The following is a 26751-nucleotide window of genomic DNA, read 5'->3' as shown; positions in this document are numbered from 1 at the left end:
CTCCGCTCAGACAGTCAGCGCCTCTCTTCCCGCGAAAACCCTCTCCACTCGGCGCGACGACAACGGGGGTGAAGGTCAAGGCAACAGCTGTCCCGGCGATTGTGCTTATGGATGGAGGCTAGGTCTTCGGACATCTTGGGCACGCGCGGCCTTCGGCCCTGGCTTGCCGCGCCCGCCAGCGGGCGCCAGACCCATCGTAGGATGCCGATGAGCGCAGCGAATCGCATCAGGGTTGCCCCGACGCCGGAACGGTGCGTTTCGCTGCGCTCAACCGCACCCTACGAAGGCTAGATTGACTGCAGGCATGGGGATACCTCCTGTTTTGACCTTCCTCCCCCGTATGAAGCCCCTTGCGGAAGGGTTCTCGGGACGGAAGAGAGGCGCTGACTGTCTGAGCGGAGCGTAGCGTAGCGAGTTTCAGCGCCGCCGGCCCGAGGGCCCTGGAGCAAGGTCCCCGGGCGGAATCCGGGTGCCCTTCTTTGGGTACTTTCTTGGGCAAGCAAGAAAGTACCTCGGGGCGCGCTGGCGAGACAGCGCAGGCAGGCGGCCGGACGAAGCCACCGTAAACTCCAGAGGTCGAACCAGGCCCAGCCGGAACGAACGCAGACCGCTTGATAAAGCCTCGCAGCGTGGCTTGGCGTGAAGCGATTACGAGTCGAGGCGCAGGGAGAAGTCGATGGCGCGGACATGCTTGGTCAGCGCGCCGACCGAGATGTAGTCGACGCCGGTGGCCGCGATCTCGGCGAGGCTGTCCGGCGTGACCCCGCCCGAGGCCTCGGAGATGGCCCGCCCCCGGATGCGCTGAACGGCGGTGGCGAGGTCGTCCCGCGAGAGTTCGTCCAGCATGATCACGTCGGCGCCCGCGGCCAAGGCCTGATTGACCTCGTCCAGGTTCTCGGTTTCCACTTCCACCCAGCGCCCGGCCCCGAGCGCGCGGGCGCGCTCCACGGCGGCCGCGATCGAGCCGCAGGCGGCGATGTGGTTCTCCTTGATCAACACGGCATCCCATAGCCCGAGGCGGTGGTTATAGCCGCCGCCGATGCGCACGGCGTATTTCTGCCCGTGACGCAGGCCCGGCAGTGTCTTGCGAGTATCGAGGATGCGGCTGTGGGCGTCGCCCAGGCGGGCGACCCAACGGGCGGTCTCGGTGGCGGTTCCGGACAGTGTTTGCAGCAGGTTGAGCGCGGCGCGCTCGGCGGCCAGTACGGCGCGGGCCGGGCCCTCGAGCGTGGCAACGGGCTGTGCACCCTCGGGTTCCAGCGCGGCGCCCTCGGCTACCTGCCAGTCGATACGGATCTCGGGTGCGAGGCTCGCAAAAACGCGATCGAACCACGCCTGGCCACACAGCACGCCGGGCTCTTTCAGCAGCAGGGTGGCGCGCGCGGCGCGATCCTCCGGTACCAGTGCCGCGGTGATGTCGCCGGCCAGGGCATTGGGCCCCAGGTCCTCGGCCAGCGCCATCTCGACCTCGCGCACCAGCATGGCCCCGTCTGGCCGTGCCGGGCCCTGGGCGAACGGGTCATGCGGGGCGTGCTGGTGCTCAGCCGTCATGGCGATCGGGCATCGGGCGACCGGAAACATAATCGTCGCGCAGCTTCTTCACCAGCCCGGCCAGCAGGATCAGCGCGATCAGGTTGGGTGCGGCCATCAGGATGTTGGCGATGTCGGAGAAGTTCCAGACCATGCCCAGCGGGATGGTGGCCCCGATGACGATCAGGATCACGAACGCGATGCGATAGGGCATCACCGCACGATCGCCGAACAGGAAGTAGGCCGAGCGGTCGCCATAGTAGGACCAGGCGATCATCGTGGAGAAGGCGAACAGCATCAGGCTGAAGCCGACCACCATCGCGCCGAACGGCCCCAGCGTGGTGCTGAACGCGGTAGCGGTCAGCGAGGCGCCGACCACGTCGTCGGCGCGGTCGATGTAGGCGCCGGTGACCACGATCGCCAGCCCGGTCAGGGTGCAGACGACGATGGTATCGATGAACGGCTCGAGCATGGCCACCGAGCCTTCGCGGGGCGGATCGCCGTTCTTGGCCGCGGCGTGGGCCATGGCCGAGGAGCCCAGGCCCGCTTCGTTCGAGAACATGCCGCGTGCCACGCCGTACTGGATGGCCAGACCGATCGCGCCGCCGCCGGCCGCCCAGGGGTTCAGCGCGAGGTTCAGGATGGTGGCCACCGCAGCCGGCACGGCCTCGATGTTGGCGACGATCACGATGAACGCGCCGATCATGTACACCACGGCCATGAACGGCACGATGGCGGAGGCGATCAGCGCAATGCGCTTGACCCCGCCAATGATTACCAGGGCGACGAGCACGGCCATGGTCAGGCCGATGATCAGCGCCATCCAGCCCATGATGTCGTCATCGGCGCGCAGGTTCGGGACCATGAAGGTCAGGCCATCGACTACAGAGTTCGCCTGCACCATGTTGCCGATGCCGAACGAGGCGATCAGGGTGAAGGCGGCGAACAGGATCGCCATCTTCTTCATGTTCAGGCCGTGCAGCAGGGTGAACATCGGGCCACCGGCGATGGTGCCGTCCGGTCCCACTTCGCGGTAGCGCACGGCGAGGGTTGTCTCGGCAAACTTGGTGGCCATGCCGAAGAAGGCGGTTACCCACATCCAGAAGAGTGCGCCGGGCCCGCCGAGGGCAATAGCCGTGGCGACGCCGGCGATATTCCCGGTCCCGATGGTGCCGGACAGGGCCGTGGACAGGGCCTGGAATGGCGAGATTTGGCCAGCGCCCCCGGCACGCCCATCGGTGCCACGCAGCGCGCGCCAGCCCTGGCGGAAGGCGACGACCTGCACCAGTCCCAGGCGGATGGTCAGGTAGAGTCCCGTACCCAGCAGCAGGATCAGCGTGATCGGGTTGCCCCACAGGAGGCTGGCGGTATCACCGAGGAACTGGTCGAGGGTCTCGAGCATTGCGAAGCTCCTTTTGCCGGGCATGCAGGGGGCGCTCCGGGCGAATGTACCGCGCCTTTTCCGCGTTGACGATAGGCAATCTCGAACACCGCAATAGAAAACAGGCGGGAACCGGGTTGAAATCCCGCCTTCTCAACAGCAAATGGAATGGGTCTCAGGGAATGACTATGACGCAGGATCGACAGGAGCAGATTGACCAGGACACCGAGGGTTCGGCCAAGCCCGTCCCGCGGGTTTTTCTGGTCGGGTCACTGATCGTACTGGCGGCGTTCATCTGGCTGGTCAGCGTGATCTGGCCGACCCTGGAAGGGCGTATCGCGGACATGAGCACCCTGCAGATCGGTCTGCTGGCGAGCTTTGTTGCCGGTCTGATGACCGCCGTGGGCGCGATTCCGATCTTTTTCCTGCGGCGTATCAGCCAGTCGGTCGAGGACGCGATGATGGGCTTCGGGGCCGGGGTCATGCTCTCGGCCACAGCCTTCGAACTGGTGCTGCCATCGGTGGAGCACGCCGAGGTTCAGTACGGCGGGGTCGGCATGGCGATCCTGGTGTTGTCGGTAGGCATGGCCCTCGGCGGCGGGGCGTTGCTGGCGCTGCACAAGCTGGTCCCGCACGAGCACTTTCACATCGGCCCCCAAAGCGGGGCCGATCCCGCGAAGATCCGGCGGGTGTGGCTGTTCATCTTTGCGATCGCCCTGCACAACCTGCCGGAGGGTCTGGCCGTCGGGGTCGGCTTCGGCGGCGACGATGTCAGCGATGGCATCACCCTGGCGATCGCGATCGGTCTGCAGAACATCCCGGAAGGGCTGGTGGTGGCGATTGCGCTCCTCTCGCTGGGCTACAGCAAGTGGGCCGCGTTCGGCGTAACCCTGCTGACCGGCCTGGTGCAGCCGATCGGCGGGTTGATCGGGGCCGGCGCGATCACGCTGATGGAATTCTTGCTGCCCTGGGGCCTGGCCTTCGCCGCGGGGGCGATGCTGTTCGTGATCAGCCACGAAATCATCCCCGAATCGCACCGCAAGGGGCACGAGGCCCAGGCGACCGTCGGCGTGCTGGTCGGCTTCGTCGCGCTCCTGGCGATCGACCTGGCGCTGTAGCGCTGGCGCGGGCTCCGGTACTGTTCTTGCGCGGCGTGTAGTGGCAGCGCCCCTGAGGTTCGGCTTGGGGTGAAGTGGGGCTGCAAGCCCGCCGCCGAAAAGTCGCCGCCAGCCGTCCGGGCTTTCGCGAAGGAGGTATTTGGGTGTACAATTAGTTTCGTCTGCGGGTGCCCGACAATGCCCGCACACCGTTCTGGAAGAGATCTGCGATCGCAAGTCGATTGGCAGACGCCGAAGGCGCAACATCCGCCCGGAATCGCTCAGGCTACCGGACCGGAACGGTGCAGAAGACACACTCTGGAGAGCGGCCGGCGACGGCCCACCGAAGGGGGCGGCCCTGCAGCGAGTAATCGCTGGCACGGCGCAAACTCTCAGGTTTCAGGACAGAGGGGCGGCTGGCAGGTAGACCCTGCTGGCCGCCCTTTTTTTATGCCCCGCGTATACGTAGGGGACGCATCGGGCCGGCAGACGGTCCGTCTCATGAATACGGATGCAAGGCGACAAACGATGAGTCTGAAGAAAACGCCGCTTCACGCCGCGCACCAGCGCGCCGGGGCCAAGCTGGTCGATTTCGCCGGCTGGGAGATGCCGCTGCACTACGGCTCCCAGATGGAGGAGCACAAGATGGTGCGCGCCGGGGCCGGTATGTTCGATGTCTCGCACATGCAGGTCGTCGATATCCACGGCCCGCAGGCGCAGGCCTTTCTGCGCTACCTGCTGGCCAACGACGTCGCCAAGCTGAAGACCGAGGGCCGCGCCCTGTACAGCTGCATGCTGAACGAGTCCGGCGGCGTGATCGACGACTTGATCATCTACTGGACCGGGGGCGACAGCTACCGCGCCGTGGTCAACGCCGCGACCGCCGAGGGCGATATCGCCCACATGCAGCAGGTGGTAAAGGGCTTCGACGCGAACGTCGAGCCGCGCCCGGAGTTCGCGCTGATCGCGATCCAGGGCCCGCAGGCGGTGGAGAAGACGCTGCCGCTGCTGCCGGAAGACCTGCGCTCGGCCGGCGATCTCAAGCCGTTCTCCGCCGTCTGGAACGACTCCTGGTTCGTTGCCCGCACCGGCTACACCGGCGAGGACGGCTTCGAGGTGATGCTGCCGCAGGCGGAGGCCGACGGCTTATGGGAACAGCTGAAGGACGCCGGTGTGAACCCGATCGGCCTGGGTGCGCGCGACACGCTGCGCCTGGAGGCCGGCATGAACCTCTACGGCACGGATATGGACGACCAGACCAATCCGCTGACCGCGAATCTCGGCTGGACCATCGCCCTGAAGGACGCCGAGCGCGACTTCATCGGCCGCAAGGCCATCGAACAGTGGAAGGCCGAGGGTGTGCCGGAGCGCATGGTCGGGCTGGTGCTCGAGGGTCGCGGCGTGCTGCGCGGCGGCACCCGTATCGAGACCGCGGCCGGCGACGGCGTGGTGACCTCCGGCAGCTTCTCGCCGAGCCTCGGCGTGTCGGTTGCGTTTGCGCGCATCCCGGCCGCGGTGGATGCCGAGGAACTGCAGGCCGACATCCGCGGGCGCATGCTGCCGGTGCGGGTGGTCAAGCCCGTATTCGTGCGTAACGGCGAGCCACAGATCGAACTGAATCGCTAGCGATTTTATTGCCTCATGCCGCTTGCCACAGACTACACTGCGCAGGCGGGATCCAAACGAAAAAGGAAGACGTCATGAGCGAAGCACCGAAGGATCTGAAGTACACCAAGAGCCACGAGTGGGTGCGCCAGGAGGCTGACGGCAGCGTGACCATCGGCATTACCGATCACGCGCAGGAACTGCTGGGCGATCTGGTGTTCGTGGAGGCCCCGGAGGCGGGCAGCTCGGTCGAGGCCGGCTCCGCCTGCGCGACGGTCGAGTCGGTCAAGGCCGCCTCGGACGTGTACGCCCCGCTGTCCGGCGAGGTGACCGAGGCCAACGAAGAGCTGGCCGACAGCCCCGAGAAGGTCAACGAGTCGCCGTTCGACGAGGGCTGGCTGTTCAAGATGAAGCCCTCCGACGCGAGCCAGCTCGACGCCCTGATGGACGCCGACGCCTACGCGGCGCACGTCGAGGCCGAGTCCTGATCCGACGTTCCCCACGGGGCGGTTCCTGACGGAGCCGGCCCGGCAGGAACGAGAAGGCGCCCCGGGCATCCGGCCCGGGGCCCGATCCGAACTTCGCAGTAGCGAAAGCGAGTACGACATGCCCTTTATCCCGCATACCGAAGAAGACATCCGCTCGATGCTCGACCGCATCGGCGCCGATTCCATCGAGGATCTGTTCGACGAGATCCCGAAAGAACTGCGCGCGCCGGCGCTCGAAAAGGTCCCCGAGGGACTGAACGAGATGGCGATCTCGCGTCTGATGCAGGAGCGTGCGGCGCGGGACGGCATGGCGTCCAATTTCATCGGCGCCGGGGCCTACGAGCACCATATCCCGGCGGCCGTGTGGCAGATCGCCACGCGTGGCGAGTTCTACAGTGCCTACACGCCGTACCAGGCGGAGGCCAGCCAGGGCACGCTGCAGCTGATCTACGAATACCAGACCATGATCAGCCGCCTGACCGGTATGGAGGCCTCCAACGCCTCGCTGTACGACGGCGCCTCCGCGCTGGCCGAGGCCGTGCTGATGGCCGTGCGCGTGAACCGCCGCTCGAAGAGCAAGAAGATCCTCGTGCCAGGCGCGCTGCATCCGGATTATCGCCGCGTGATCCACACCCTGATCGGTAACCAGGGCATCGAGCTGGTCGAGATCCCGTTCGACGAGGCCTCTGGCCAGACGCCGGTCGAGGCGCTGGCGCCGTTCGCGGACGACGACGTGACCGCGATGATCATCAGCCAGCCGAACTTCTTCGGCATCCTGGAAGATGTCGACGCGCTCACCGGCTGGGCCGAGCAGCGCGAGGTCCCGGTGATCGCCGTGGTCAACCCGGTCTCGCTGGCGCTGCTGAAGCCGCCGGGCGAGTGGGGCGAGAATGGTGTGGACATCGTGGTGGGCGAGGGCCAGCCGCTGGGTGCCCCGCTGTCCTCCGGCGGGCCGTACTTCGGCTTCATGACTACGCGCAAGAAGCACATCCGGCAGATGCCGGGGCGTATCGTCGGCCGTGCCAAGGATGCCGACGGCAAGCCGGGCTACGTGCTGACACTGCAGGCCCGCGAGCAGCATATCCGCCGTTCCAAGGCGACCTCGAACATCTGCACCAACCAGGGCCTGGTGGTCACCGCTGCGACCATCCACATGTCCATGCTGGGTGACGAGGGCCTGACCCGCGTGGCCGAGGCCTGCTACGCCAACACCCACGCGCTGGTGGAGAAGCTCGCGGCCAAGGGCATCAAGCCGCGCTTTACCGGCGAGTACTTCTACGAGGTCGCCCTGGACTTCGGCGGGGACGCCGCGGGCCGCGTGCAGGCGATGGCCGACGCCGGCGTGCTGGCCGGCTACCAGTTGGGCCGCGACTACGCCCAGCTCGACGGCTGCGTGCTGGCCTGCGCGACCGAGACCAAGACGGATGCCGATCTCGAGCAGTATGTGACGACCTGCGAGCAGGCGAAGGCCGCCTGACGCAGGCCGCACCCGACGCGCCATACACCACAAGCCTGAGGAGGCACGCCATGGCCGAAGTCAAACTGAAGGGTAATCCGATCCATACTAACGGCGATCTGCCGCACGTCGGCTCGCCGGCCCCGGATTTCAAGCTGACGACCAAGGACCTCGAGGACGTCTCGCTCGCCCACTTTGGCGACAAGCGCAAGCTGATCTCGATCGTGCCCAGTCTGGACACCCCGGTCTGTGCCGAGTCCACCAAGAAGTTCGAGGACATGGTCAAGCAGCGCCCGGATCTGGAGATCCTGGTGGTCTCCGCCGACCTGCCGTTCGCGATGGGCCGCTTCTGCGCCGCCGAGAACCTCGAGCGTGTGACCGTGCTGTCGATGATGCGCGATCGCAACTTCGCCAAGGACTACGGCGTGCTGATCCAGGACGGCCCGCTGGAGGGCATCACCGCCCGCGGCGTTGTGCTGCTGGACACCGACAATCTGGTGATGCACGCGGAGCTCGTTTCCGAGATCGGCGACGAGCCGGACTACGACGCCATCTTCAAGGGCCTGGATGACCGGGCCGATCTGAGCCCGACGCAATAAAACACGGGCCATTGGCGGCCGGGCCTCCTGGCCCGGCCGCCTCCAACGAATTCCTGAAGCGAGAAACCGCTATGAACACCACGGAAAACCATCTGATCTTCGAACGTTCGCGTGCCGGTCGCTCGGCCGTGGCGCAGGCGCCTCGTGCGCATGCCACGACGGCCATCCCCGCGAACCTGCAGCGCAAATCGGCCCCCGGCCTGCCTGCGGCCTCGGAGCTGGATGTGGTGCGTCACTACACGCGGTTGTCGCAAAAGAACTTCTCCATAGACACCGAGTTCTACCCGCTGGGCTCGTGCACGATGAAGTACAACCCGCGCGCCTGTAACAGCCTGGCCATGCTGCCCGGCTTCCTGAACCGGCACCCGCATGCCCCGGCCAGCCACAGCCAGGGCTTCCTGCACACCATGTTCGAGCTGCAGGAGATGCTGAAGGACGTGACCGGCATGAAGGCCGTTTCGCTGGCGCCGATGGCCGGCGCGCAGGGCGAGTACACCGGGGTGGCGATGATCCGCGCCTACCACGATGCGCGCGGCGACAGCGAGCGCCGCGAGATCATCGTCCCGGATGCCGCGCACGGCACCAATCCGGCCACCGCGATCATGTGCGGCTACGAGGTGCGCGAGATCCCGACGGACGCCATGGGTGACGTCGACCTGGAGGCACTGAAAGAGGCCGTGGGCCCGCAGACCGCCGGGATCATGCTGACCAACCCGTCTACCGTGGGCGTGTTCGAGCGCCGTATCTCCGAGATCGCGAAGATCGTGCACGACGCCGGCGGCCTGCTGTACTACGACGGCGCCAACCTGAACGCGATCCTAGGCAAGGTGCGTCCGGGCGACATGGGCTTCGACGTGATCCACATGAACCTGCACAAGACTTTCTCCACGCCGCACGGCGGGGGTGGCCCGGGTTCCGGTGCTGTGGGCGTTGGCGAGCGCCTGCTGCCGTACATGCCGGTGCCGCACGTGGTCGAGGACGGCGAGGGCGGTTACCGTTTCGCCACAGAGACGGACTACCCCGAGACCATCGGCCGGCTGTCCGCGTTTGCCGGCAACGCCGGCGTGCTGCTGCGCGCCTATGTCTACATGCGCATGCTGGGCCGCGAGGGCATGCAGCGCGTGTCCGAGTTCGCCACGCTGAACGCCAACTACCTGGCGCGCGAACTGGAAAGCGCCGGCTTCGACCTGGCCTATCCCGAGCGCCGTGCGACGCACGAGTTCATCGTCACGCTGAAGAAGCAGGCGAAGGAACTGGGCCTGACGGCCGGCGACGTCGCCAAGCGCCTGCTGGATCACGGCTACCACGCGCCGACGACCTATTTCCCGCTGCTGGTGCCAGAGTGCCTGCTGGTCGAGCCGACCGAGACCGAGTCGAAAGAGACGCTGGACGGCTTCGTCGAGGCGATGGCCGCGATCCTGGAAGAGGCCGGTCGCGATATCGACACCATCAAGGCCTCGCCGCACAACCTGCCGAACCGCCGCTTCAACGAGGTGGCCGCAGCCAAGGCCCTGGACGTGGTGTACCAGGAGCCGAGTACGGATGAAGGCGAGCCGGCCCCGCGTACGGGAACCAGCGGTTAATCCGGTCACGTTCGGTTGTGCTGTCAGGGCCCCCGGTTTTCCGGGGGCTTTTTTTTGCGTCCTGTACTTCTCGATTCTTGCGGGGGTATACGAAAAAGTCCGACCCCTGTGGTAGGGTTTAGACCGACTATAAGGATCCATTAACGGGTCCGTGGATACTCCCGCCAGGGGGAGGAAAGGCCAGGCAGGCCTTTTCGAGACGGGCAAGGACTAGGAATGACGGAGATTTGTGCGGCCCACGGCTACGCCGCGCTGTTCGAGCATGCCCCGGTGGGGCTGGCCGAGATGGACACGGAGGGGCGCATCCTGCGCGCGAACCCGCGTCTGGGGGAGATGCTGGCCTGCGACCCTGGGGATCTGGTCGGGGGATGGTTGCGCGAGCGCCTGCTCCCCGAGGATGTCGAGCCCTGCGAGGCGCGACGCCGCGGTCTGCTTGACGGTGGCTGCCCCAACTGCCAGGTCGAGGTTCGCCTGGTGGACGCCACAGGCCTTGCCCGCTGGGTCGAGATCAGTATCAGCCGTATCCCCGCGACGAGTGATAGCCCGGAGGCGCTACTGGCGGCTGTTGCCGATATCGATACGCGCAAGCAGGCCGAGCAACGTATGGACAGCCTGTTGCATGCCAGCCCCGCGGTGATCTACACCATGGATCCGGACAACCTCGGCACCATGACCTGGCTCAGCCGCAACTCGGTCTCGGTGACCGGTTGGGCCCCGGAGCAGATCAGCTCGAACCCGGACTGGCTGACAACCCACATCGCCCCGGAGGACTATGGCCGCTGCGTCAGTCAGGTGCGGCGCTGGCTGTCCGACGGGGCCCAAGGGTTCTGCCGCCTGAACTACCGCCAGCGGATGCCCAACGGCCACTGGCAGTGGCTGGAGGACCAGATCACCGCCATTCGTGATGCAACCGGTGCGGTGACCGAACTGGTGGGTGCTTTTCAGGATATCGGCGCGCGCGTCGAGACCGAGCGACACCTGGAAAAGATCGCCCGCAACCTGCCCGGCGTGATTTACCAGTACCGCCAGCACCCCGACGGGCGTGGCTGCTACCCATACGCTAGCGAGGGGATGACCGATATATTCGGGATTGCACCCGAGGAGGCGATGCGCGATGCCGAGGCGGTGTTCCGCGTGATCCACCCGGAGGACGTGGAACGCATCCGCGCGAGCATCGAAGCGTCGATGCGATCGCTGGAACCCTGGTTGCAGCGCTATCGCGTGATGAGTCCCGAACGCGGCGAGACCTGGCTGGAGGGCCACGCGAGTCCGGAGGCTCTGGACGACGGGAGTGTGCTCTGGCACGGCGTGATCCTGGACATCACGCAGCGGGTGCGCGCCGAGCATGCTCTGCACCGAAGTGAGCAGGAACTGGCCCTGGCACAAAGCATCGCGCATGTCGGCAACTGGATCAGTGATTTCCAGAAGCACGAGATTCGCTGGTCGGATGAGGTCTATCGCATCTTCGGGATGGAACGATCCCGCTGGGAGGGCACGCATGGGGCGTTCATGCAGGCGGTCCACCCGGGGGACCGTGAACGCGTACAGGCGGCGGTAGACCGAGCCCTGGCTGGTCTGGAGCAGTTCGATGTGACCCACCGCATCCTGCGGCCGGACGGTACAGAGCGCGTGGTGCGCGAGCTAGCCTCCGTGGAGCTCAGCCCCTGCGGCACGCCCGCGCGCATGGTCGGCACGGTGCAGGATATTACCGAGCAGTATCACCTCGAACAGGAGCAGCGCCTGCTGGCCGCGACCTTCGAGTCCAGCCAGGCCATCTTCATCACGGACGTTGAGGGCACCATCCAGCGTGTGAACGCAACGTTCACGCAGCTCACGGGATATACCGAAGAGGAGGCCGTGGGGGCAAATCCGCGCATCCTGAATTCCGGGCGCCAGGATCGCGACTTCTACCAGGAGATGTTCCGCACGGTGCGCGAGACGGGCCACTGGCAGGGCGAGATCTGGAATCGCCGCAAGAATGGCGAGATCTTCCCCCTGCACGAGGTCGTTACCGCGATCCACGACGATCAGGGCGAGATCGAGTACTACATCGCGATGTTCCACGACATCACGCGGCAGAAGGAACTCGAGGCCGCCCTGGAGCACCAGGCTTTCTACGACCCGCTGACCGATGCCGCCAACCGCGGCTACTTCGAGACGCTCCTGGATCAGGAGGCGCGCCGTGCGCAGCGTTACGCGCATCCCTGCTCGCTACTGCTGCTGGATATCGACCACTTCAAGCGTATCAACGATACGTTCGGCCACGAGGTGGGCGACGAGGTCCTGCGCTTCCTGGTGCATGCCCTGAAGGGTCGTCTGCGCGAGGCGGATGTACTGGGACGCTGGGGGGGCGAGGAGTTTGTGGTCCTGCTGCCCGGAACGGACGCGGAGCGTGGCCAGCATGTGGCCGAACAGCTGCGCGAGCAGGTCACTGCTACGGCATTCCCCTGTGTGGGCCTTGTGACGATTAGTCTGGGGGTTGCGGAGTGCCGCCCCGGTGAGTCGATCAGGGACTGGGTGAAGCGAGCGGACGAGGCCATGTACGTGGCCAAGAAGGGCGGGCGCAATCGGGTCGTGCGGCTGGATGATTGACTACTTCATTGGACCCCGGGCTCCGGGCAGAGTGAGCTGAATGGCGAGCACCGAAGGCGCCGGCCCCATTCAATGCGAGCACATTGCAGTAGGCCTGGCCCGCCTCGACGCAGTCGGTGCCATCTGCACGGTCAATGCCCGCCTGGCTGAGTGGCTCGAGTGCTCGCCGGCTGATCTGCAGGGCAGTGCACTGGTGGACTGCATCGCGCCCGAACAGCGGCCATCGCTGGCGGACGCGTTGCAGCGTTCGGCCACATCCGAGGTGACCCTGAGCGTGGACATGCTCGCGCCGGCTGCACCGGAAGGGGCCTCGCTCTCCTGTACGTTGACGCTGGTGCCGGATGACGATGGGCGCGTCGTGACCGTTCAGCGCAGGCCCGGGGGCGATTCTGCAGCCCAGGTCTACGAGCAGACGTTTACCGCCAATACCGCACCGAAGCTGCTGATCAACCCGGCGGATGGCCGGATTGTCGATGCCAACCCCGCCGCGGTGAGCTTCTACGGCTATTCGGCCGACACCCTCAAGGGCATGTATATCCACGACATCAACACGCTGTCGGCGGAAGACGTGCGGGTCGAGATGCAACGTGCGAAGAACGAGGAACGCCGTTTCTTCCGGTTTCGCCACCGCATCCACGGCGGCGAGATTCGGGAGGTCGAGGTGTACTCCGGCCCGGTGGTGCTGGACGGAACCACGTACCTGTACTCGATTATTCACGATGTATCCGAGGCCCGGCGCTACGAGCGCGAGCTGGAGTTCTACGGGGGCGTGTTCCGGCGTCTTCCGGTGGGCGTCTACCGCAACACGGCCGGGCCGGAAGGCCGCCTTGTCTGGCTCAATCCGGCGATGGTGGCGCTGTTTGAGGCCGAGTCCGAGGCGCAGCTGCGCGCAACCCCGGTGCAAGACCTGTATCGCGATCCGGGCGCGCGCGAGGCATTCAGCCGCGATCTGGAGATGCACGGTCGCGTGGTCGGGCGCGAACTGGACCTGCAGACACTGCGTGGTCGGGCCTTTCGGGCGCGCGTGACCGCTTATCGCAGCCATGACGAGGATGGACAACCGGTCTTCGATGGCGTGATCGAGGACGTCACCGAGGTGCGCGCGGCCGAGGCCTTTCAGAATCGCTTGCTGGCCAGCCTGGCGGAAGGCGTATTCGGCCTGGATCGTTACGGCCGCTACACCTTTCTCAACCCGGCGGCCTGCCGTCTGCTGGGGTTCAAAAGCGAGGCGGAGGCACTCGGGCGCGATGCCCACTCGACCAACCATCACTCACTGGTGGGTGGGGAGCCCTATCCCAAAGAAGCCTGCCCGATTCTTCGGGTCCTGGAGACGGGCCAGTCGGATGAACCGTGGGACGACTCTTTTGTGCGGGCCGACGGCTCCCATTTTCCGGTGAGCGTCTTTGCGGCGCCAACATTTGATGTGGCCGGTCGGGTCGATGGTGTGGTGGTGTCGTTCCAGGACCAGACGGCCCGGGCGGAAAGGGAAGTACAGCTGAACAAGGCCACCGCCCATTTGCCCGGGGCGATCTACCAGTACCACCTGTATCCGGATGGGCGGCAGGCGTTCACGTTCGTCAGTGATGGGGTGCGGCGCGTGTTCGGGCTCAGCCCGGGGCTGGTTCAGGACAGCGCGGACGCGGCCTTTGCAACGGTACACGCGGATGACCTGCCTCGCATCCAGGCCAGCATGGAGGATTCGGCGCGGTCCTTGGAGCCCTGGCGTGCTCGCTTCCGAGTTCGCCACCCGCTGCGCGGGACGATCTGGGTCGAGGGCCGTTCGACGCCCGAGGCGCGCGCCGGTGGCGTTATCGTCTGGCACGGCGTCATGATCGACATTACCGAACAGGTGGCGATGGAAGATGCCCTGCGCGAGCGTGGCGAGGAGCTGGCCGCTGCACAGCGCATTGCACACATGGGCAGCTGGGTCTGGGATATCCGTGAGGATCGCACCCGCTGGTCGGACGAGGTCTATCGCATCTTCGGCCTCAGGCGGGGTGAGCAGGAAGCCAACTACGCGGGGTTTCTGCAGGCCGTGCATCCCGAGGACCGGCGCGAGGTGGCAAAGACAGTCGAGGCGGCACTGGAGAGCGGCGAATACGATATTCACTTTCGGGCCCTGCGCCCCGATGGACAGGAACGAGTGGTCCATGTACGCGGTGCGGTCGAGTGCGACGACAACGGCAAGCCACGCCGGTTGATGGGGACCGTGCAGGACGTGACCGAGCGGCGCGCCCTGGAGGAAAACCAGCGCCGCCTCGTGGGGATCCTGGAACATACGCCCGACGTGGTCGCGATGCACGGGCCATCTGGCGACATGAAATTCCTGAACTCTGCTGGTCGCCGCTTGTTTGGTCTGCCGCCCATGACGGGCGAACCGTGGACGCCCGAAAACGGCTGGAACACCTGGGGGCTGCCGCCCGAAACCCGCTCGATCGAGAGTGCCGTCCAGCGGTTCCAGCCACCGTGGGCGGCCGAGCGCATCCTGAAAGAGGCCGCTCCGATTGCGATGCGCGACGGGGTCTGGGAAGGCGAGACGGCGATACTGGACGGACAGGGCAGGGAGATCCCGGCTTCACAGGTGATTATTGTTCGCCGCGACGACCAGGGCGAGATCCGGCAGGTCTCGACCATCCTGCGCGACCTCTCGCAGCGCAAGGCGGTGGAGGAGGCCCTGCGCGAGAGCGAGGCACGCTTCCGCCAGCTGGCGGGCAGCGTGAACGAGGTGTTCTGGCTACAGGACGAAGACGGGATCCTGTACGTGAATCCGGCCTTCGAGCGGATCTGGGGGCAAAGCCGGGATCTCCTCTATCGCGATCCGCGTTCGATGCTGGAGGCCGTGCACCCGGAAGACCGCGAGCGCGTGGAACGACGCTTCCTGGACAACCCTTTGAGCGCGGCGCATGTGGAAGACAACTTCCGCCTGCGTCGTGCGGACGGTAGCGAACGCTGGCTACACGTGCATCGTTACCAGGTGCCGGACGAGGACGGGCGAGTGAGCCGAGTGGCGGGAACCGCGGTGGATATCACCGACCTCAAGCAGGTGGAGCTGGAACTACAGCGCGCCAATGCGGAGCTGAAGCGTCAGGCCTATTACGATCGCCTGACCGGTGTGGCCAACCGCCACTACTTCGAAACGCTGCTCAATCGCGAGTTGGCGCGTGCCGACCGCTACGGGGCGCCTTTTGCCCTGGTGATGTTCGATCTCGATCACTTCAAGCGGGTCAATGACACCTTTGGCCATGCGGCGGGGGATGTCGTGCTGCAGGAGGTGACCCGCGTGATCGCGGAACGTCTGCGCGATGCCGACGTTCTCGGGCGCTGGGGCGGCGAGGAGTTCATGGTCCTGCTGCCGGGTACCCAAGAGGCGGATGCCGCGCGGGTCGCGGAGACCATGCGGGCGCGGGTGGAGGGGCATGATTTCCCGGAGGCCGGCCGGGTCACGATCAGCCTCGGTGTGGCGGCCTTCTGCCCGGGCGAGCCACGTACAGGGTTGTTGCGCCGGGTCGACGAGGCGCTTTATCGCGCCAAGGGCGAGGGCCGCAACCGTGTAGCCGTGGCCGCCTCGGCCGAAGCGATTGGATGAGCCCCGGCGTTTAACCAACCGCGTAGGGTGCGTTGAGCGCAGCGAAACGCACCGCCTTGGCTTGTCCCGCGGGCTATTCCTTACCCAGGCAGCCGGCAAAGCCGTCCGCCATGTTCTGCATCAACTCGAACCAGGCATCCGGCCCGGGCTCCAGCTCGGCACCGACCGGATCCAGCACGCCGAGCCGTGTATCGGTTCCCTCGGCCACGGTCTCGGCCAGGGCCGGACGGAATTGCGGCTCGGTGAACAGGCAGACCACGTCGCCGTCGGCGACACGCTCGCGCAATTCGCTGATGCGCCGCGGCCCCGGGCTGCGCGAGGGATCGATGCTGATCGAGCCGGCGGCGTTCAGGCCGTAGTGCTGCTCGAAGTACTGGTAGGCGTCGTGGAACACGATAAAGGCCTGGTCGCGTACCGGCTCGAGCTGTTCCGCCAGGTGTCCGTCCAGATCGTCGATCCGTTCGAGCAGGGCGTCACGGTTGGCCTCCACGATTTCGGCGCGTTCCGGATCCCATTGCATGAGCTTGTCGGCGAGCTGTTCGGTGATCGCGCGCACCACCGCTGGCGAGAGCCAGATGTGGGCATCGTAGTCGCCGTGATGGTGATCATGGTCGTGTCCATGGGCCTCGTCGTGGTGGCCGTGATCATGGTTGTGGCCATGGCCGTTGTGGCCGTGATTGTCGTCAGAGTGCCCGTCGTCGTGGCTGTGGCCATGGCCGTTGTGATCGTGGTCATGGTCGCCGTGGCCGTGATCATCGTCCCCGTGGTCGTGGTGATGCTCCCAGACACCCCCTTCGCGCGTGGGCTTCAGGTCCAGGTCGAGGTCGTCCATCAGGCTGATAATCTCGCGGTCGCCGGCACGGCGGAGCGGGCGCTCCAGAAAGGTCTCGAGATCCGGGCCGACCCAGACCACCATGTCCGCGTTCTGCAGACGGCGCGCCTCGGATGGCCGCATGGAATATCCGTGCGGCGAAGCCGTGGCGGGGACCAGCAGTTCCACGTCGAAGGCGTCCTCGCCCAGGGCGGCGACGATGCTGTGAATCGGTAGAATGGTCGCGACGATGCGCGGCTTGTCCGCGGCGGCCATGCCCGGGAGCAGGAGGCCCAGGATGGCCAGCAGGCTGACCGTCAGCGAAATCCCGAAGGGGTGGCGCGGGCGCGAGTGCATGGCAGGGTCTCCAGGGTGTCGGATCGGAATTAGAGAACGTTATAGTATATCAACATGAACAAGGGAAGCCCTGCCACCATGTCCGCACCGGAATCGGACCACAGCCCGCTGCTGGACGCCCGTGATATCTCCCTGGAGCGGGGGGGCAAGCTGATTCTCGACCGGGTCTCGGTACAGATCCCGCCGGCCGAGGTCGCGGTGGTGATCGGCCCCAACGGCGCGGGCAAGACTTCATTGTTGCGGGTGTTGCTGGGCTTGTGGCAGCCGACGCGGGGGCAGGTGAAGCGCCGGCGCGGGCTGCGCATCGGCTACATGCCGCAGCGCCTGCAGATCGAACCGGTGCTGCCGTTGTCGGTGCGGCGGTTTCTGACGCTGCGCCAGCGCGCGCCGAGGGCCGAGCTGCTGGCGCACCTGGAAAGGGTGGGTGTCCCGCACCTGCTGGACAAGCCGGTGCAATCCCTGTCCGGGGGCGAGATGCAGCGGGTGCTGCTGGCGCGGGCGCTGCTCAACCGGCCCAATCTGCTGGTGCTGGACGAGCCGGCGCAGGGCGTGGATATCGTCGGGCAGGGCGAGGTCTTTCGCTTGATCGATGACATTCGGCGCGAGACCGGCTGCGGGGTGCTGATGGTCTCGCATGACCTGCATCTGGTCATGGCGGGGGCGGATGCCGTGATCTGCCTGAACCAGCATGTCTGCTGCACCGGCCGGCCGGAGGAGGTCTCGCGCCACCCGGAGTACCAGCGCCTGTTCCCCACCGCCGATGTGCAAGGCATCGGTATCTACAAACATGACCACAACCATGTCCACGACCTGCACGGCGAGGTGCATGATCTGGATGACAACGGAACGGGCGGGTCGCACGGCTGTGGCCACGCCCACCATCACGGACAGGGAACGCCGAAACGATGATCGAAGCCTGGCTGGATGACTTCCTGTTCCGCGCGGTGCTGGCAGGGCTGATGGTGGCGGCCGTGGCCGGGCCGCTGGGTGCCTTCGTGGTCTGGCGGCGTATGGCCTATTTCGGCGACACGATCTCGCATTCCGCCCTGCTGGGGGTGGCGCTCGGGTTCCTGCTGGGGACGAATCTCAACCTGATGGTGACCATCGTCTGTGTCGCGATCGCCGTGCTGCTGGTGATCCTGCAGCGCCGTCAGGAGCTGGCTTCCGACACCTTGTTGGGGATCCTGGCGCACAGCGCGCTGTCGCTGGGGATTGTGGCGGTCACCTTTATTGAGGGCCTGCGGGTGGACCTGATGGCCTATCTGTTCGGCGACATCCTCGCGGTGGGGACGAATGACCTGCTGGCGATTGCCATAGGCGGCGGCATTGCGCTGTTGCTGCTGGTGCTGCTCTGGCGACCGCTGCTGGCGCTGACGGTGCACGAGGAACTGGCGCGGGTCGAGGGTGTGCCGGTGCTGGCCGTGCGCTTGGGACTGATGCTGCTGATCGCGCTGGTGATCGCGGCCGCGATGCAGGTGGTCGGCGTCTTGCTGATTACGGCGTTGATGATCATTCCGGCCGCGAGTGCCCGGCGCTTCGCGTCGACGCCGGAGCAAATGGCGTTCCTGGCCGGTGTGATCGGCATGCTGGCGGTGCTCGTCGGCGTCTGGGGTTCGTTCCAGTACGACACCCCGACCGGGCCGACGATCGTCGTCGCTGCGATGCTGGGCTTCATCCTCATTCACCTGCTGCCCGCGCGTCTGCTGCCCCAGTTCGGCGGGCGCTGAGGGAAGCGCTGAGCCATCGGAGCCGTTTCGGAGGGAGGTTCGCGGCCCGCCGTCAGTCGCGGATGTAGTCCAGCGGCAGCGAGGTGCGGTCCACCACGCGGCGCAGGACGAAGCTCGAGTGCACCGAATCCACCCCCTCCAGCCGGGTCACCCGCCGCAGCAGGAAGTCCTGATAGGCGTCCATGTCCGGCACGACGACCTGCAGCATGTAGTCCGCCGATTGCCCGGTGATCAGATACAGGTGCTGCACCTCGGGGTAGCTGGCGATCGCCTCCTCGAAGCGTGCGAAGCGCTCCGGGGTGTGGCGGTCCATGCCGATGTGGATCAGCGCGGTCAGTTCCAGCCCCAGGGCGCGCCGGTCGAGCAGGGCCACGCGCCGGATCAGGATCCCGGCCTGCTCGAGTGCCCGAACGCGCCGCAGGCAGGGCGAGGGGCTCAGCCCCACGCGCTCGGCGAGGGCCTGGTTCGACAGGCTGGCGTCCTCCTGCAGGATCTCCAGGATGTGACGGTCAAAGCGGTCGAGCTTGTGCGGTTGCGGTTCCATGGTGGAATATTGCGCCAGATAGGTCATTTAAAGCAATAAAAAGCCTCTTACCTCCCGCTGTATGCGAAAAAAGCAAGGTTCTGTCCGCGCAAATTCGTTAGGATAATGTGCAAGTGGACCAATCGCCGCGACGGAATGCCGCGGCCCCAGGAGAGAATCAAGATGGCCTTCGATCACACCAAGTACGCCCCGTTCCCGCCGATCGACAAGGCGGACCGCCGCTGGCCGGCGCAGCGCACCACGGTTGCGCCGCGTTTCTGCGCGGTGGACCTGCGCGACGGCAACCAGGCGCTGGTGCACCCGATGAGCGTCGAGCAGAAGATGCGCTTCTTCGAGGTGCTGGTGGATATCGGTCTGACCGAGATCGAGATCGGCTTTCCCTCCGCCTCGCAGATCGACTACGACTTCACTCGCCGCCTGATCGAGGAGGACCGCATCCCCGAGGGCGTGTACGTGCAGGTGCTGACCCAGGCGCGCGAGGACCTGATCCAGAAGACCTTCGCCGCGCTGGAGGGTGCGCCGCGCGCGGTGGTGCACGTGTACAACTCCACCAACCCGGCGCAGCGCGAGCAGGTCTTCCGCATGGACCGTGCCGGCATCCGCGGCATCGCCGAGAACGGCGCGCGCTGGGTGCGCGACTACGCGGCGAAGTACCCGCAGACGGACTGGATATTCCAGTACTCGCCGGAGAGCTTCTCCACCACCGAGCTGGACTACGCGGTCGAGGTCGTGGATGCGGTGAACGCGATCTGGCGCCCGGATCAGGGCCAGAAGGTCGTGATCAACCTGCCGGCCACGGTCGAGTCGGCCACGCCGAACGTGTTCGCCGACCAGGTCGAGTGGTTCTGCGACCATGTGCAGTACCGCGAGCACTTCTGCGTGTCGCTGCATACGCACAACGACCGCGGTACCGGCGTGGCCGCGGCCGAGCTGGGCCTGCTGGCCGGGGCCGACCGTCTGGAGGGCACGCTGTTCGGCAACGGCGAGCGCACCGGCAACATGGACCTGGTCACCGTCGGCATGAACCTGTATTCGCAGGGGATCGACCCGACCATTGACCTGTCCGACATGGAACGGCTGATGGACGTGTACAAGGAGTGCACCGACATGCCCGTCCATCCGCGCCACCCGTGGGCCGGCGAGCTGGTGTACACCGCGTTTTCTGGCAGCCACCAGGATGCGATCCGCAAGGGACTGGCGCACTACAAGGAGAAGGGTGGCCACTGGAACGTGCCGTACCTGCCGATCGACCCGAGCGATCTGGGCCGGCGCTATGAGGAGGTTGTGCGCATCAACAGTCAGTCCGGCAAGGGTGGGGTATCCCACGTGCTGGAGCGCGACTACGGCATCGAGCTGCCGCGCTGGCTGGCGATCGAGTTCGCCCGCATCGTGCAGAAAGACGCCGAGACCTCGCAGGTCGAGGTCTCCTCGCAGCGCATCCACGAGCTGTTCGAGCAGCACTATCTGACGCCGGTCGCCGGCTGGGATCTGGTGCGCTACGAAATCGAGAAGGAAGGCCCGGTGGTACGGCTGGACGCGACCATGGGCCCGCCCGGGCGCGAGTCGCGCCTGAAGGGCGAGGGCCACGGCGCGGTCGAGGCCCTGACCGCCGCGATGAAGGCCGACCGGGGAGTCGAGGTCAAGGTGAGCCACTTTGACGAGCACGCGATGGAGTCGGGCACCGAGGCGCGCGCCATGGCCGCGGTGGACGTGCAGGTCGACGGCGAGCGCTCCGTCGGTGTCGCGCTGGGCGAGGACACGACCGCCGCTACGCTGCAGGCCGTGCTCAATGCGACCGGCCGCCGCCTGGGCGAACGCGCCGCCGAGCCGGCCGCCGCCAGCGCCTGATCCAGCGGCCCCTGCGCGTTCGAGGACGCGTAGGGTGCGTTGAGCCTCGCGAAACGCACCGGTCGCAGGCGCGACGCGGCTGATCTCATGGGACCCGGGGGCATATCCCCCCCTGTGGGAGCGTGCTCGCACGCGAATCTCGCATGCGTCACCCTCCCCGTCAGGCCGTCACTTCACCCGCTTCTCCAGCATGCTCTGCATGCGGATGAGGCGTTCCTGAAGCTTGACCGTCTCCTGCTGCAGCTCGTGGATCTCCGAGTGCAGCGCCTTGTTCTCCTCGTGCACGCTGTCATGGATCATCTGCTGCTCGATCTCGATTGCGCGATCATGCATGCGCTGCATCGCGTCCACGATGATCGCGATGAACAGGTTCAGCACGGTGAACGTGGCGATCAGGATGAATGGCACAAAGAACGCCCAGGCCCAGGGGTAGATCTCCATCACCGGGCGTGCGATGTCTTCGGACCAGCCTTCCAGTGTCATTACCTGGAACAGGCTGTACATCGAGGCCCCGAGCGTCCCGAATTTTTGCGGGAACGAGTCGCTGAACAGCCCGGTCGCGATGATCGCGAACACGTAGAAGATCAGCACCAGCAGGCCCATGATCGACACGATCCCGGGGATGGCCCGCAGGAGCGCCTCCACGATAAAGCGCAGTTTGGGCACCATCGATACCAGGCGCAGCAGTCGTAGCACGCGCAATACCGAGAACGGTCCGGAGGCCGGGATGAGTGCGATCCCCACCACGAAGAAGTCGAAGACATTCCAGGGGTTGCGCCAGAAACTCAGGCGATAGACAAACAGCTTGGCCAGTACCTCGGCCGTAAAGATCGACAGGATGACGGCGTCTGCCGTGAGGATCACCGGGCCCATCCAGCCCATTACGGTATCGGACGTCTCCAACCCCAGCGTCACGGCGTTCAGCAGGATCAGCGCGATGATTGCGCGCTGGGTGAGACGGGCTTCGATAAAATGCTCGAGGCGCTGGCGTAGCGAGGTCGGTGCGCTCATGGCGGTTCTGGACTCTGGTGGTTCGCTGGTGGTTCGACATTTCGGCGGCGCGGCGGGCTCGCCGTGGACCAGTCCGGAAAGGCGTGCAAGAGTAGGCGAAACTCCGCTTTCCGGCAATTGGCTGGCAGCCGCGAACCCACCCACAAAGTGGGTGTCCCTTAGCTGCGCAGGGCAGGTGCTCGCCCACAAAGTGGGTGTCCTGCACATACTTGAGGGCAAGGAACCAACGGGTGGAGTCGATTGATGTGGGATGAACGGTACGCCACGGATGAGTATGTCTACGGTACTCGCCCGAACGATTTCCTGGCCGAGCAGATCTCGGGGGTTCTGCCTGGGAAAGCTCTTTGCCTGGCCGAAGGTGAGGGACGAAACGCGGTCTTTCTGGCCGAACGTGGGTTCGATGTGCTGGCGGTGGATAGTTCGTCAGTAGGTCTGGAGAAGGCCGAGCGTCTTGCGACGCAACGTCATGTCGCGATCCGGACGGAAGTCGCGGATCTGACCGACTACAGTATCCAGCCGAACCGTTGGGACCTTGTCGTCTCGATTTTCTGCCATCTGCCGCCCGATACTCGGCGTCGGCTACATCGGGAGGCGGTCGCTGGCTTGAGGCCTGGCGGGCGTTTCATTCTGGAGGGGTATACGCCGGCGCAACTGGCCCTGGGAACCGGGGGACCGCCTACCGAGGCGCTTATGATGAATCTGCCAGAGCTGCGTGATGAACTGACCGGCCTTGAGTTCATTCATGCGGTCGAGGTCGAGCGTGACGTGGTTGAAGGTGTTTTTCATACGGGCCGTGGTGCTGTCGTGCAGATTCACGCATGCAAGCCCGCCGAGCCGGGTTGATCCACCGCGGAGGCCTGGGCCTTGGGTTGGGTGCCCCGCAAAGTCCCTGTGCAACTGCTGACGCCCCTTCAGTGACGGTGACTCCGGTTTAGTGTCTATCCACATCTCGGGGGCAACGGCTTCCGGGGCAATGCGCCAGGCACGTCGCTGCCATGTCCGTCGCCGCACTCTCCCCTGATTCTTCAGCAGAGCTAGGTTAAGCGCATTGCCTGGTGTTCAGCCTGCAATCGAAAGATAAAACAATCGTTGCTCTGTTAGAGGAAGTACCGCTCAGTCGGCGCATAGGGCCGTTCGACGAAAAACGGGAAATACATCTAGAAATTGGCAAACGATGTGCTACTTTCAACCGCGAAGGCAGGGATGCCTTCGCTAGAGCCGCCCAGGAACGGAAGCCCGGGTGGCTCTTTCTTTTGGGGCCCACGTGAGCCCCACTAAGGCCTAACTCGCCAACAGTGCCGCGGAACAACGTGGATCGAACCGGCCGCGAGCGGCCCACACAACCGAAATTCATCCATGCCAAGTCGACGTCCTGCGCTCGGGTTCAAGCAGCAGGGCGGGCGAACAGCGCCCGCGCCATGGAGATTCCTCGGAGGTAGCGGCACTGTCGACGTTCGGCGAGGCTCACCAACTGCTCCGGTGCGCCAATGGCCGAGCCGAACGCGCGCAATAGATGGCTGGATCGCCGGATAAAGGCTTCGGCATCCATGCCCAGCTGGTCGAGCAGGCGAGGGCGGTGCGCGGGAATCGATCCTCGTTTCGTCGGATGTACGCAGCGCCCCAATGTGTCCGTCAGCTCCAGGTAATCCTCGAACGCAAATGGGATCGCCGGTTCGAACTGGCCGCTTGCATCAAACGGCATCAGTGGCGCGCGGGGAAGCGATCGCAGCTCAATTTCGGGGCGTAACGTCCCCGGTGCACTGCATGCCCCGGGACGGTGGGAAATGTTGCTGGGCGCGCACGCCGAATCATCCTCGGCCTCCGGGCGGATACGCCGTCTCAGCGAAGTGTGGTCACACTCGTGCAAGGCTTCGGCCATCCCGGCACGGACCGGATTCAAGTCCACGTAGCTCATGGCCGCCAGCACGGCTGCGTCATCCAGCAGGGCCTGACTCTTGAAGCGCCCCTCCCAGAATCGTCCCTTGACGCCTTCCTCCTCATTGGCCTGTCGTGCGATGGATTCATTCAGCACACGCATGAACCACGACAGATCTGCCAGCCGGTTCCGATACGTTTGGGCGTACTCCTCGACCCGGCGTAACTGTGCGTCGCACATCGCTTTCCGACGTGGAGACAGATACTGCCTGACCAATTCGGGGCCCGAGAACAGCCGCGTCCAGCGAAGCAGGACGGACTCGGTGTCCAGTGAGGCTGCGCGTTCAGGGTCCAGCCGTACCACCACATGGTAGTGATTGCTCATCACGGCATAGGCAGCCACATCGATGGCGAAGATCGCGGCCAGCTCCAGGATCCGCGTCTCGATCCATTCGCGGCGATGCTCGAAGTTGTGTCCGGACACGCGATCCTCGCCGCAGAGAAAGGCGCGCCGAACGCAGCGTGAAACGACGTGGTACCAGGGCGTGTCCTCGACGGAGACGAGGGACGAGCGGGGTTGGGTCATTGTGGACTCCTTCCATGGAATCGGACGATTCAGAACCTAGATGCGATCAGCCGCGATAGCAAGGGCCTGTCTTGAGAAAGTGGGTGTCCTACGATGCCGCAGTTTATTCCATCCAAAAGTACCGCCTATGGCGCAAAAACGACCGTTCGGCGGCCTCTTCGGTGTGCAGCTGGAAATCCACGAGGCTCGTGCTAGATTGTGCCCTGGGGCAAGGAAGCCCCTAAAGGGTCGTCCGGGAAGGGAATCCGCGGGCGGCCCTTTTGCGTTCTGTGCCCCGGCAATATCTGGTCACAAGCCTGGAGCCCCTGGGGGCGCCGCAAAGCGGTGTCGTCGTAGTCTCGGTGCCCCGCGAGCGATCGTCTCTGATCATTTCATGAAAGCGTTGCATCCAGTAGCCATCCCGGAAAGCGCGCAGCGGTTATCCGGGGCCTGAGCGAGGGGCCGTGTAGCGGTGGGGAGGAAAGTGGGTGTGCCGCAGATGCCACCGCGATGTCAGTTGGTCATACCATACCGCGGCCGGAGCCGCAGCCGGGCACTAACGACTATCAGACGTCGGGCTATGTTCCTTGAGCCAGTCCTTCAAAGCCGAGTCCATTCGCGTTTGCCAGCCCTTTCCTGTAGCGCGGAATGCCTCCACGACGTCGGGCGACAGACGGATCGTGATGCGCTCTTTAGTCACAGGTAGAGGCGGGCGACCCACGCGTCGCAGGGCTTTCGTCTCGTCTTCGGAAGGTTCCCGGGTCTCTGGGTCCGTATTGATTCCGGCCTGAATGGACGATTCCTCGTCGGCGCCGTTCAAGACGACGCGTCGACCGCTACGTAGCGTTAGTGATTTCGACATAACGCACAATCTCCCGGTTGTTGGCTTTGCGCAGGCTGATGATCCGCCGCACGGATGATCGATTGGTGAATTCGACGCAATACAAGCGTTCGCCCATCTAGGCGTACTCGAGCATCCGACGTTCGCCGTAGCTTTTCCGTCGGTCTTCCATGGCCAGGAGAGTATCCCATTCGAGCCCGAGGGCATCGCCGAGTGAGACCCCGTGTTTCGCCAGGTTCGCAGCGTCCTTGTCTGCGTCAAACTCGATCCCCATCCAATTATTGTATGTACATTAACTGGCGAGTGCATTTGGCGAGGTGGATTAGCCGCGGACCCTCGGGCTATCCCGGTCGTCTGGCAAGGCATAACGCGCCACGGCGAACACACCGGCGGAAGGCTAGTGGTCCTGGGGGGAAAGAGCGGAGTGGGAGTGTGGAGTCTGCCGCCAGTTAGTTGTGTCGCTGGTGTCGGCGAATCGGGCTTATGACAACTGGGAAGAAAGTGGGTGTCCCACAGATGCTGGGGCCACAGTACTAAGTGGGTGTCCTTACCCTCAAAGAGGAAGCCCCGGCACGAGGCCGGGGCTTCCGCACTAAGTGGGTGTCCTTACCCGTTACTTATTAATCGCTACTTTCACTGAAATCACGGCAGCTACCGGGGCGGAATCGCTCGGGAATAGACCCTCCACATTCCCAGTTGACAGTGCCATCACCAGGCGAGTACCCGGCGGGACGCAGAATAATGGTTTGACCGTCTACGTCTTCGTGAATCCCATTTGCTGCGGTAACGACGATTTCTCCATCATTCCACACCGAAGAAACGACTTTGTCTGATTGCTGCGTTTCGAGCCCGTACCCATCGTCCGGGAGATCGCCATTAGTAGAAACATACTCGGCAATGTCAGTGCGCCCGGCAGAAGCAGCCAAGATGATTTCCGAGACTTGGGCGCGAACGGTGTAGTTCTGATAAGCCGGCAGCGCAATCGCCGCCAAGATCCCAATGATCGCAACCACGATCATCAGCTCGATAAGTGTGAAGCCCTGCTGGGCCTTCGGTTTGTTGATTCCAGCGCGCATAACTTGATGCATGGTGTTACTCCCTGTGTGTGACGGAAGGTGGAGCGCCGCCGTGCGGCATCCGTCTAGTTCAATGCAAGGCGGGTGCCAACTCGCCCCATATCGCGAAAAGCCCCGTAGTCAGGCGGGTTGGGCTCGCCTGATGCTTCGAGTATGACGGGTTTGGTCACTGTGTGACA

Annotated in this window: 20 protein-coding genes, 1 pseudogene and 2 riboswitches; of the genes and pseudogenes, 12 read left to right on the top strand and 9 right to left on the bottom strand. The window is 65.1% G+C overall.

Going from position 1 to position 26751, the window contains the following annotated elements:
* Positions 1 to 648 precede the first annotated feature (648 nt).
* Both nadC and F468_RS0111410 read right to left on the bottom strand, forming a co-directional pair.
* Complete coding sequence (gene nadC / locus F468_RS0111415) at positions 649 to 1551, bottom strand: carboxylating nicotinate-nucleotide diphosphorylase (RefSeq protein WP_018995218.1); 903 nt, start codon at positions 1549 to 1551, stop codon at positions 649 to 651.
* Complete coding sequence (locus tag F468_RS0111410; RefSeq protein ID WP_018995217.1) at positions 1541 to 2932, bottom strand: sodium:alanine symporter family protein; 1392 nt, start codon at positions 2930 to 2932, stop codon at positions 1541 to 1543. The genes nadC and F468_RS0111410 overlap by 11 nt, the downstream gene beginning before the upstream one ends.
* A gap of 167 nt (positions 2933 to 3099) precedes the next feature.
* Between F468_RS0111410 and F468_RS0111405 the strand changes: the two genes are divergently transcribed.
* The 8 genes from F468_RS0111405 (at position 3100) to F468_RS0111370 (ending at position 15917) form a co-directional block, all read left to right on the top strand.
* Positions 3100 to 4029, top strand: a complete 930-nt coding sequence (locus tag F468_RS0111405; RefSeq protein WP_012983088.1) for a ZIP family metal transporter — start codon at positions 3100 to 3102, stop codon at positions 4027 to 4029.
* A gap of 184 nt (positions 4030 to 4213) precedes the next feature.
* Positions 4214 to 4315, top strand: a riboswitch (glycine riboswitch).
* A gap of 1 nt (position 4316) precedes the next feature.
* Positions 4317 to 4426, top strand: a riboswitch (glycine riboswitch).
* Positions 4427 to 4536: 110 nt separating this feature from the next.
* Positions 4537 to 5634 carry a glycine cleavage system aminomethyltransferase GcvT gene (gene gcvT, locus F468_RS0111400; protein WP_018995216.1) on the top strand — a complete coding sequence of 366 codons (1098 nt, stop codon included), beginning with the start codon at positions 4537 to 4539 and terminating at the stop codon, positions 5632 to 5634.
* A 74-nt stretch (positions 5635 to 5708) separates the two neighbouring features.
* Positions 5709 to 6101, top strand: coding sequence for a glycine cleavage system protein GcvH (gene gcvH / locus F468_RS0111395; RefSeq protein WP_012983086.1), 393 nt, complete (start codon positions 5709 to 5711; stop codon positions 6099 to 6101).
* Between the two features lie 118 nt (positions 6102 to 6219).
* Positions 6220 to 7578, top strand: coding sequence for an aminomethyl-transferring glycine dehydrogenase subunit GcvPA (gcvPA, locus tag F468_RS0111390; RefSeq protein WP_018995215.1), 1359 nt, complete (start codon positions 6220 to 6222; stop codon positions 7576 to 7578).
* A gap of 50 nt (positions 7579 to 7628) precedes the next feature.
* Positions 7629 to 8156 (top strand): thiol peroxidase, encoded by a 528-nt coding sequence (gene tpx / locus F468_RS0111385; RefSeq protein ID WP_018137939.1) that lies wholly within the window; start codon positions 7629 to 7631, stop codon positions 8154 to 8156.
* Between the two features lie 71 nt (positions 8157 to 8227).
* Positions 8228 to 9739 carry an aminomethyl-transferring glycine dehydrogenase subunit GcvPB gene (gene gcvPB / locus F468_RS0111380; RefSeq protein ID WP_018995214.1) on the top strand — a complete coding sequence of 504 codons (1512 nt, stop codon included), beginning with the start codon at positions 8228 to 8230 and terminating at the stop codon, positions 9737 to 9739.
* 216 nt (positions 9740 to 9955) lie between these two features.
* Positions 9956 to 12331: a PAS domain S-box protein gene (locus F468_RS0111375; RefSeq protein ID WP_018995213.1), complete on the top strand. Its 2376-nt coding sequence runs from the start codon at positions 9956 to 9958 to the stop codon at positions 12329 to 12331.
* A gap of 40 nt (positions 12332 to 12371) precedes the next feature.
* Positions 12372 to 15917 carry a PAS domain S-box protein gene (locus F468_RS0111370; protein WP_018995212.1) on the top strand — a complete coding sequence of 1182 codons (3546 nt, stop codon included), beginning with the start codon at positions 12372 to 12374 and terminating at the stop codon, positions 15915 to 15917.
* A 73-nt stretch (positions 15918 to 15990) separates the two neighbouring features.
* On the opposite strand, the gene F468_RS0111365 is transcribed toward F468_RS0111370, so the two are convergent.
* Positions 15991 to 17085: a zinc ABC transporter substrate-binding protein ZnuA gene (locus tag F468_RS0111365; protein WP_018995211.1), complete on the bottom strand. Its 1095-nt coding sequence runs from the start codon at positions 17083 to 17085 to the stop codon at positions 15991 to 15993.
* 78 nt (positions 17086 to 17163) lie between these two features.
* Here F468_RS0111365 and znuC point away from each other — a divergent pair, with 78 nt between their 5' ends.
* Complete coding sequence (gene znuC / locus F468_RS0111360; protein ID WP_012983079.1) at positions 17164 to 17994, top strand: zinc ABC transporter ATP-binding protein ZnuC; 831 nt, start codon at positions 17164 to 17166, stop codon at positions 17992 to 17994.
* Complete coding sequence (gene znuB, locus F468_RS0111355) at positions 17991 to 18812, top strand: zinc ABC transporter permease subunit ZnuB (protein ID WP_012983078.1); 822 nt, start codon at positions 17991 to 17993, stop codon at positions 18810 to 18812. Before znuC ends, znuB begins: the two co-directional genes overlap by 4 nt.
* 52 nt (positions 18813 to 18864) lie before the next feature.
* On the opposite strand, the gene F468_RS0111350 is transcribed toward znuB, so the two are convergent.
* Positions 18865 to 19356 carry an Lrp/AsnC family transcriptional regulator gene (locus tag F468_RS0111350; RefSeq protein ID WP_018137934.1) on the bottom strand — a complete coding sequence of 164 codons (492 nt, stop codon included), beginning with the start codon at positions 19354 to 19356 and terminating at the stop codon, positions 18865 to 18867.
* 162 nt (positions 19357 to 19518) lie between these two features.
* On the opposite strand from F468_RS0111350, the gene F468_RS0111345 reads away from it, so the two are divergent.
* On the top strand, positions 19519 to 21204 hold the full coding sequence (locus tag F468_RS0111345) for a 2-isopropylmalate synthase (protein WP_018995210.1): 1686 nt from the start codon (positions 19519 to 19521) through the stop codon (positions 21202 to 21204).
* Between the two features lie 168 nt (positions 21205 to 21372).
* On the opposite strand, the gene F468_RS0111340 is transcribed toward F468_RS0111345, so the two are convergent.
* Complete coding sequence (locus tag F468_RS0111340; RefSeq protein WP_018137932.1) at positions 21373 to 22215, bottom strand: ion transporter; 843 nt, start codon at positions 22213 to 22215, stop codon at positions 21373 to 21375.
* A 243-nt stretch (positions 22216 to 22458) separates the two neighbouring features.
* Between F468_RS0111340 and F468_RS0111335 the strand changes: the two genes are divergently transcribed.
* Positions 22459 to 23058 carry a bifunctional 2-polyprenyl-6-hydroxyphenol methylase/3-demethylubiquinol 3-O-methyltransferase UbiG gene (locus F468_RS0111335; RefSeq protein ID WP_018995209.1) on the top strand — a complete coding sequence of 200 codons (600 nt, stop codon included), beginning with the start codon at positions 22459 to 22461 and terminating at the stop codon, positions 23056 to 23058.
* Between the two features lie 541 nt (positions 23059 to 23599).
* On the opposite strand, the gene F468_RS0111330 is transcribed toward F468_RS0111335, so the two are convergent.
* The 4 genes and pseudogenes from F468_RS0111330 to F468_RS0111320 all read right to left on the bottom strand — a co-directional run bounded on the left by F468_RS0111330 (position 23600) and on the right by F468_RS0111320 (position 26584).
* Complete coding sequence (locus tag F468_RS0111330) at positions 23600 to 24676, bottom strand: transposase (protein WP_018995208.1); 1077 nt, start codon at positions 24674 to 24676, stop codon at positions 23600 to 23602.
* 535 nt (positions 24677 to 25211) lie between these two features.
* Positions 25212 to 25517 carry a BrnA antitoxin family protein gene (locus F468_RS14320; protein WP_081616986.1) on the bottom strand — a complete coding sequence of 102 codons (306 nt, stop codon included), beginning with the start codon at positions 25515 to 25517 and terminating at the stop codon, positions 25212 to 25214.
* Positions 25492 to 25770, bottom strand: a pseudogene (locus F468_RS13815) (BrnT family toxin). Before F468_RS13815 ends, F468_RS14320 begins: the two are co-directional and overlap by 26 nt.
* A gap of 346 nt (positions 25771 to 26116) precedes the next feature.
* Positions 26117 to 26584: a pilin gene (locus F468_RS0111320; RefSeq protein ID WP_018995207.1), complete on the bottom strand. Its 468-nt coding sequence runs from the start codon at positions 26582 to 26584 to the stop codon at positions 26117 to 26119.
* Between the last annotated feature and the right edge of the window lie 167 nt (positions 26585 to 26751).

This window comes from Thioalkalivibrio sp. ALJ2 (assembly GCF_000378325.1).
Lineage (GTDB): Bacteria > Pseudomonadota > Gammaproteobacteria > Ectothiorhodospirales > Ectothiorhodospiraceae > Thioalkalivibrio.
This window is presented reverse-complemented; position numbering and strand designations above follow the sequence as displayed.

Excerpts from the sequence above, each read along its gene's own strand:
- nadC (WP_018995218.1), bottom strand. The coding sequence starts at position 1,551 with ATGACGGCTGAGCACCAGCACGCCCCGCATGACCCGTTCGCCCAGGGC.
- F468_RS0111410 (WP_018995217.1), bottom strand. The coding sequence starts at position 2,932 with ATGCTCGAGACCCTCGACCAGTTCCTCGGTGATACCGCCAGCCTCCTG.
- F468_RS0111405 (WP_012983088.1), top strand. The coding sequence starts at position 3,100 with ATGACGCAGGATCGACAGGAGCAGATTGACCAGGACACCGAGGGTTCG.
- gcvT (WP_018995216.1), top strand. The coding sequence starts at position 4,537 with ATGAGTCTGAAGAAAACGCCGCTTCACGCCGCGCACCAGCGCGCCGGG.
- gcvH (WP_012983086.1), top strand. The coding sequence starts at position 5,709 with ATGAGCGAAGCACCGAAGGATCTGAAGTACACCAAGAGCCACGAGTGG.
- gcvPA (WP_018995215.1), top strand. The coding sequence starts at position 6,220 with ATGCCCTTTATCCCGCATACCGAAGAAGACATCCGCTCGATGCTCGAC.
- tpx (WP_018137939.1), top strand. The coding sequence starts at position 7,629 with ATGGCCGAAGTCAAACTGAAGGGTAATCCGATCCATACTAACGGCGAT.
- gcvPB (WP_018995214.1), top strand. The coding sequence starts at position 8,228 with ATGAACACCACGGAAAACCATCTGATCTTCGAACGTTCGCGTGCCGGT.
- F468_RS0111375 (WP_018995213.1), top strand. The coding sequence starts at position 9,956 with ATGACGGAGATTTGTGCGGCCCACGGCTACGCCGCGCTGTTCGAGCAT.
- F468_RS0111370 (WP_018995212.1), top strand. The coding sequence starts at position 12,372 with ATGGCGAGCACCGAAGGCGCCGGCCCCATTCAATGCGAGCACATTGCA.
- F468_RS0111365 (WP_018995211.1), bottom strand. The coding sequence starts at position 17,085 with ATGCACTCGCGCCCGCGCCACCCCTTCGGGATTTCGCTGACGGTCAGC.
- znuC (WP_012983079.1), top strand. The coding sequence starts at position 17,164 with ATGTCCGCACCGGAATCGGACCACAGCCCGCTGCTGGACGCCCGTGAT.
- znuB (WP_012983078.1), top strand. The coding sequence starts at position 17,991 with ATGATCGAAGCCTGGCTGGATGACTTCCTGTTCCGCGCGGTGCTGGCA.
- F468_RS0111350 (WP_018137934.1), bottom strand. The coding sequence starts at position 19,356 with ATGGAACCGCAACCGCACAAGCTCGACCGCTTTGACCGTCACATCCTG.
- F468_RS0111345 (WP_018995210.1), top strand. The coding sequence starts at position 19,519 with ATGGCCTTCGATCACACCAAGTACGCCCCGTTCCCGCCGATCGACAAG.
- F468_RS0111340 (WP_018137932.1), bottom strand. The coding sequence starts at position 22,215 with ATGAGCGCACCGACCTCGCTACGCCAGCGCCTCGAGCATTTTATCGAA.
- F468_RS0111335 (WP_018995209.1), top strand. The coding sequence starts at position 22,459 with ATGTGGGATGAACGGTACGCCACGGATGAGTATGTCTACGGTACTCGC.
- F468_RS0111330 (WP_018995208.1), bottom strand. The coding sequence starts at position 24,676 with ATGACCCAACCCCGCTCGTCCCTCGTCTCCGTCGAGGACACGCCCTGG.
- F468_RS14320 (WP_081616986.1), bottom strand. The coding sequence starts at position 25,517 with ATGTCGAAATCACTAACGCTACGTAGCGGTCGACGCGTCGTCTTGAAC.
- F468_RS0111320 (WP_018995207.1), bottom strand. The coding sequence starts at position 26,584 with ATGCATCAAGTTATGCGCGCTGGAATCAACAAACCGAAGGCCCAGCAG.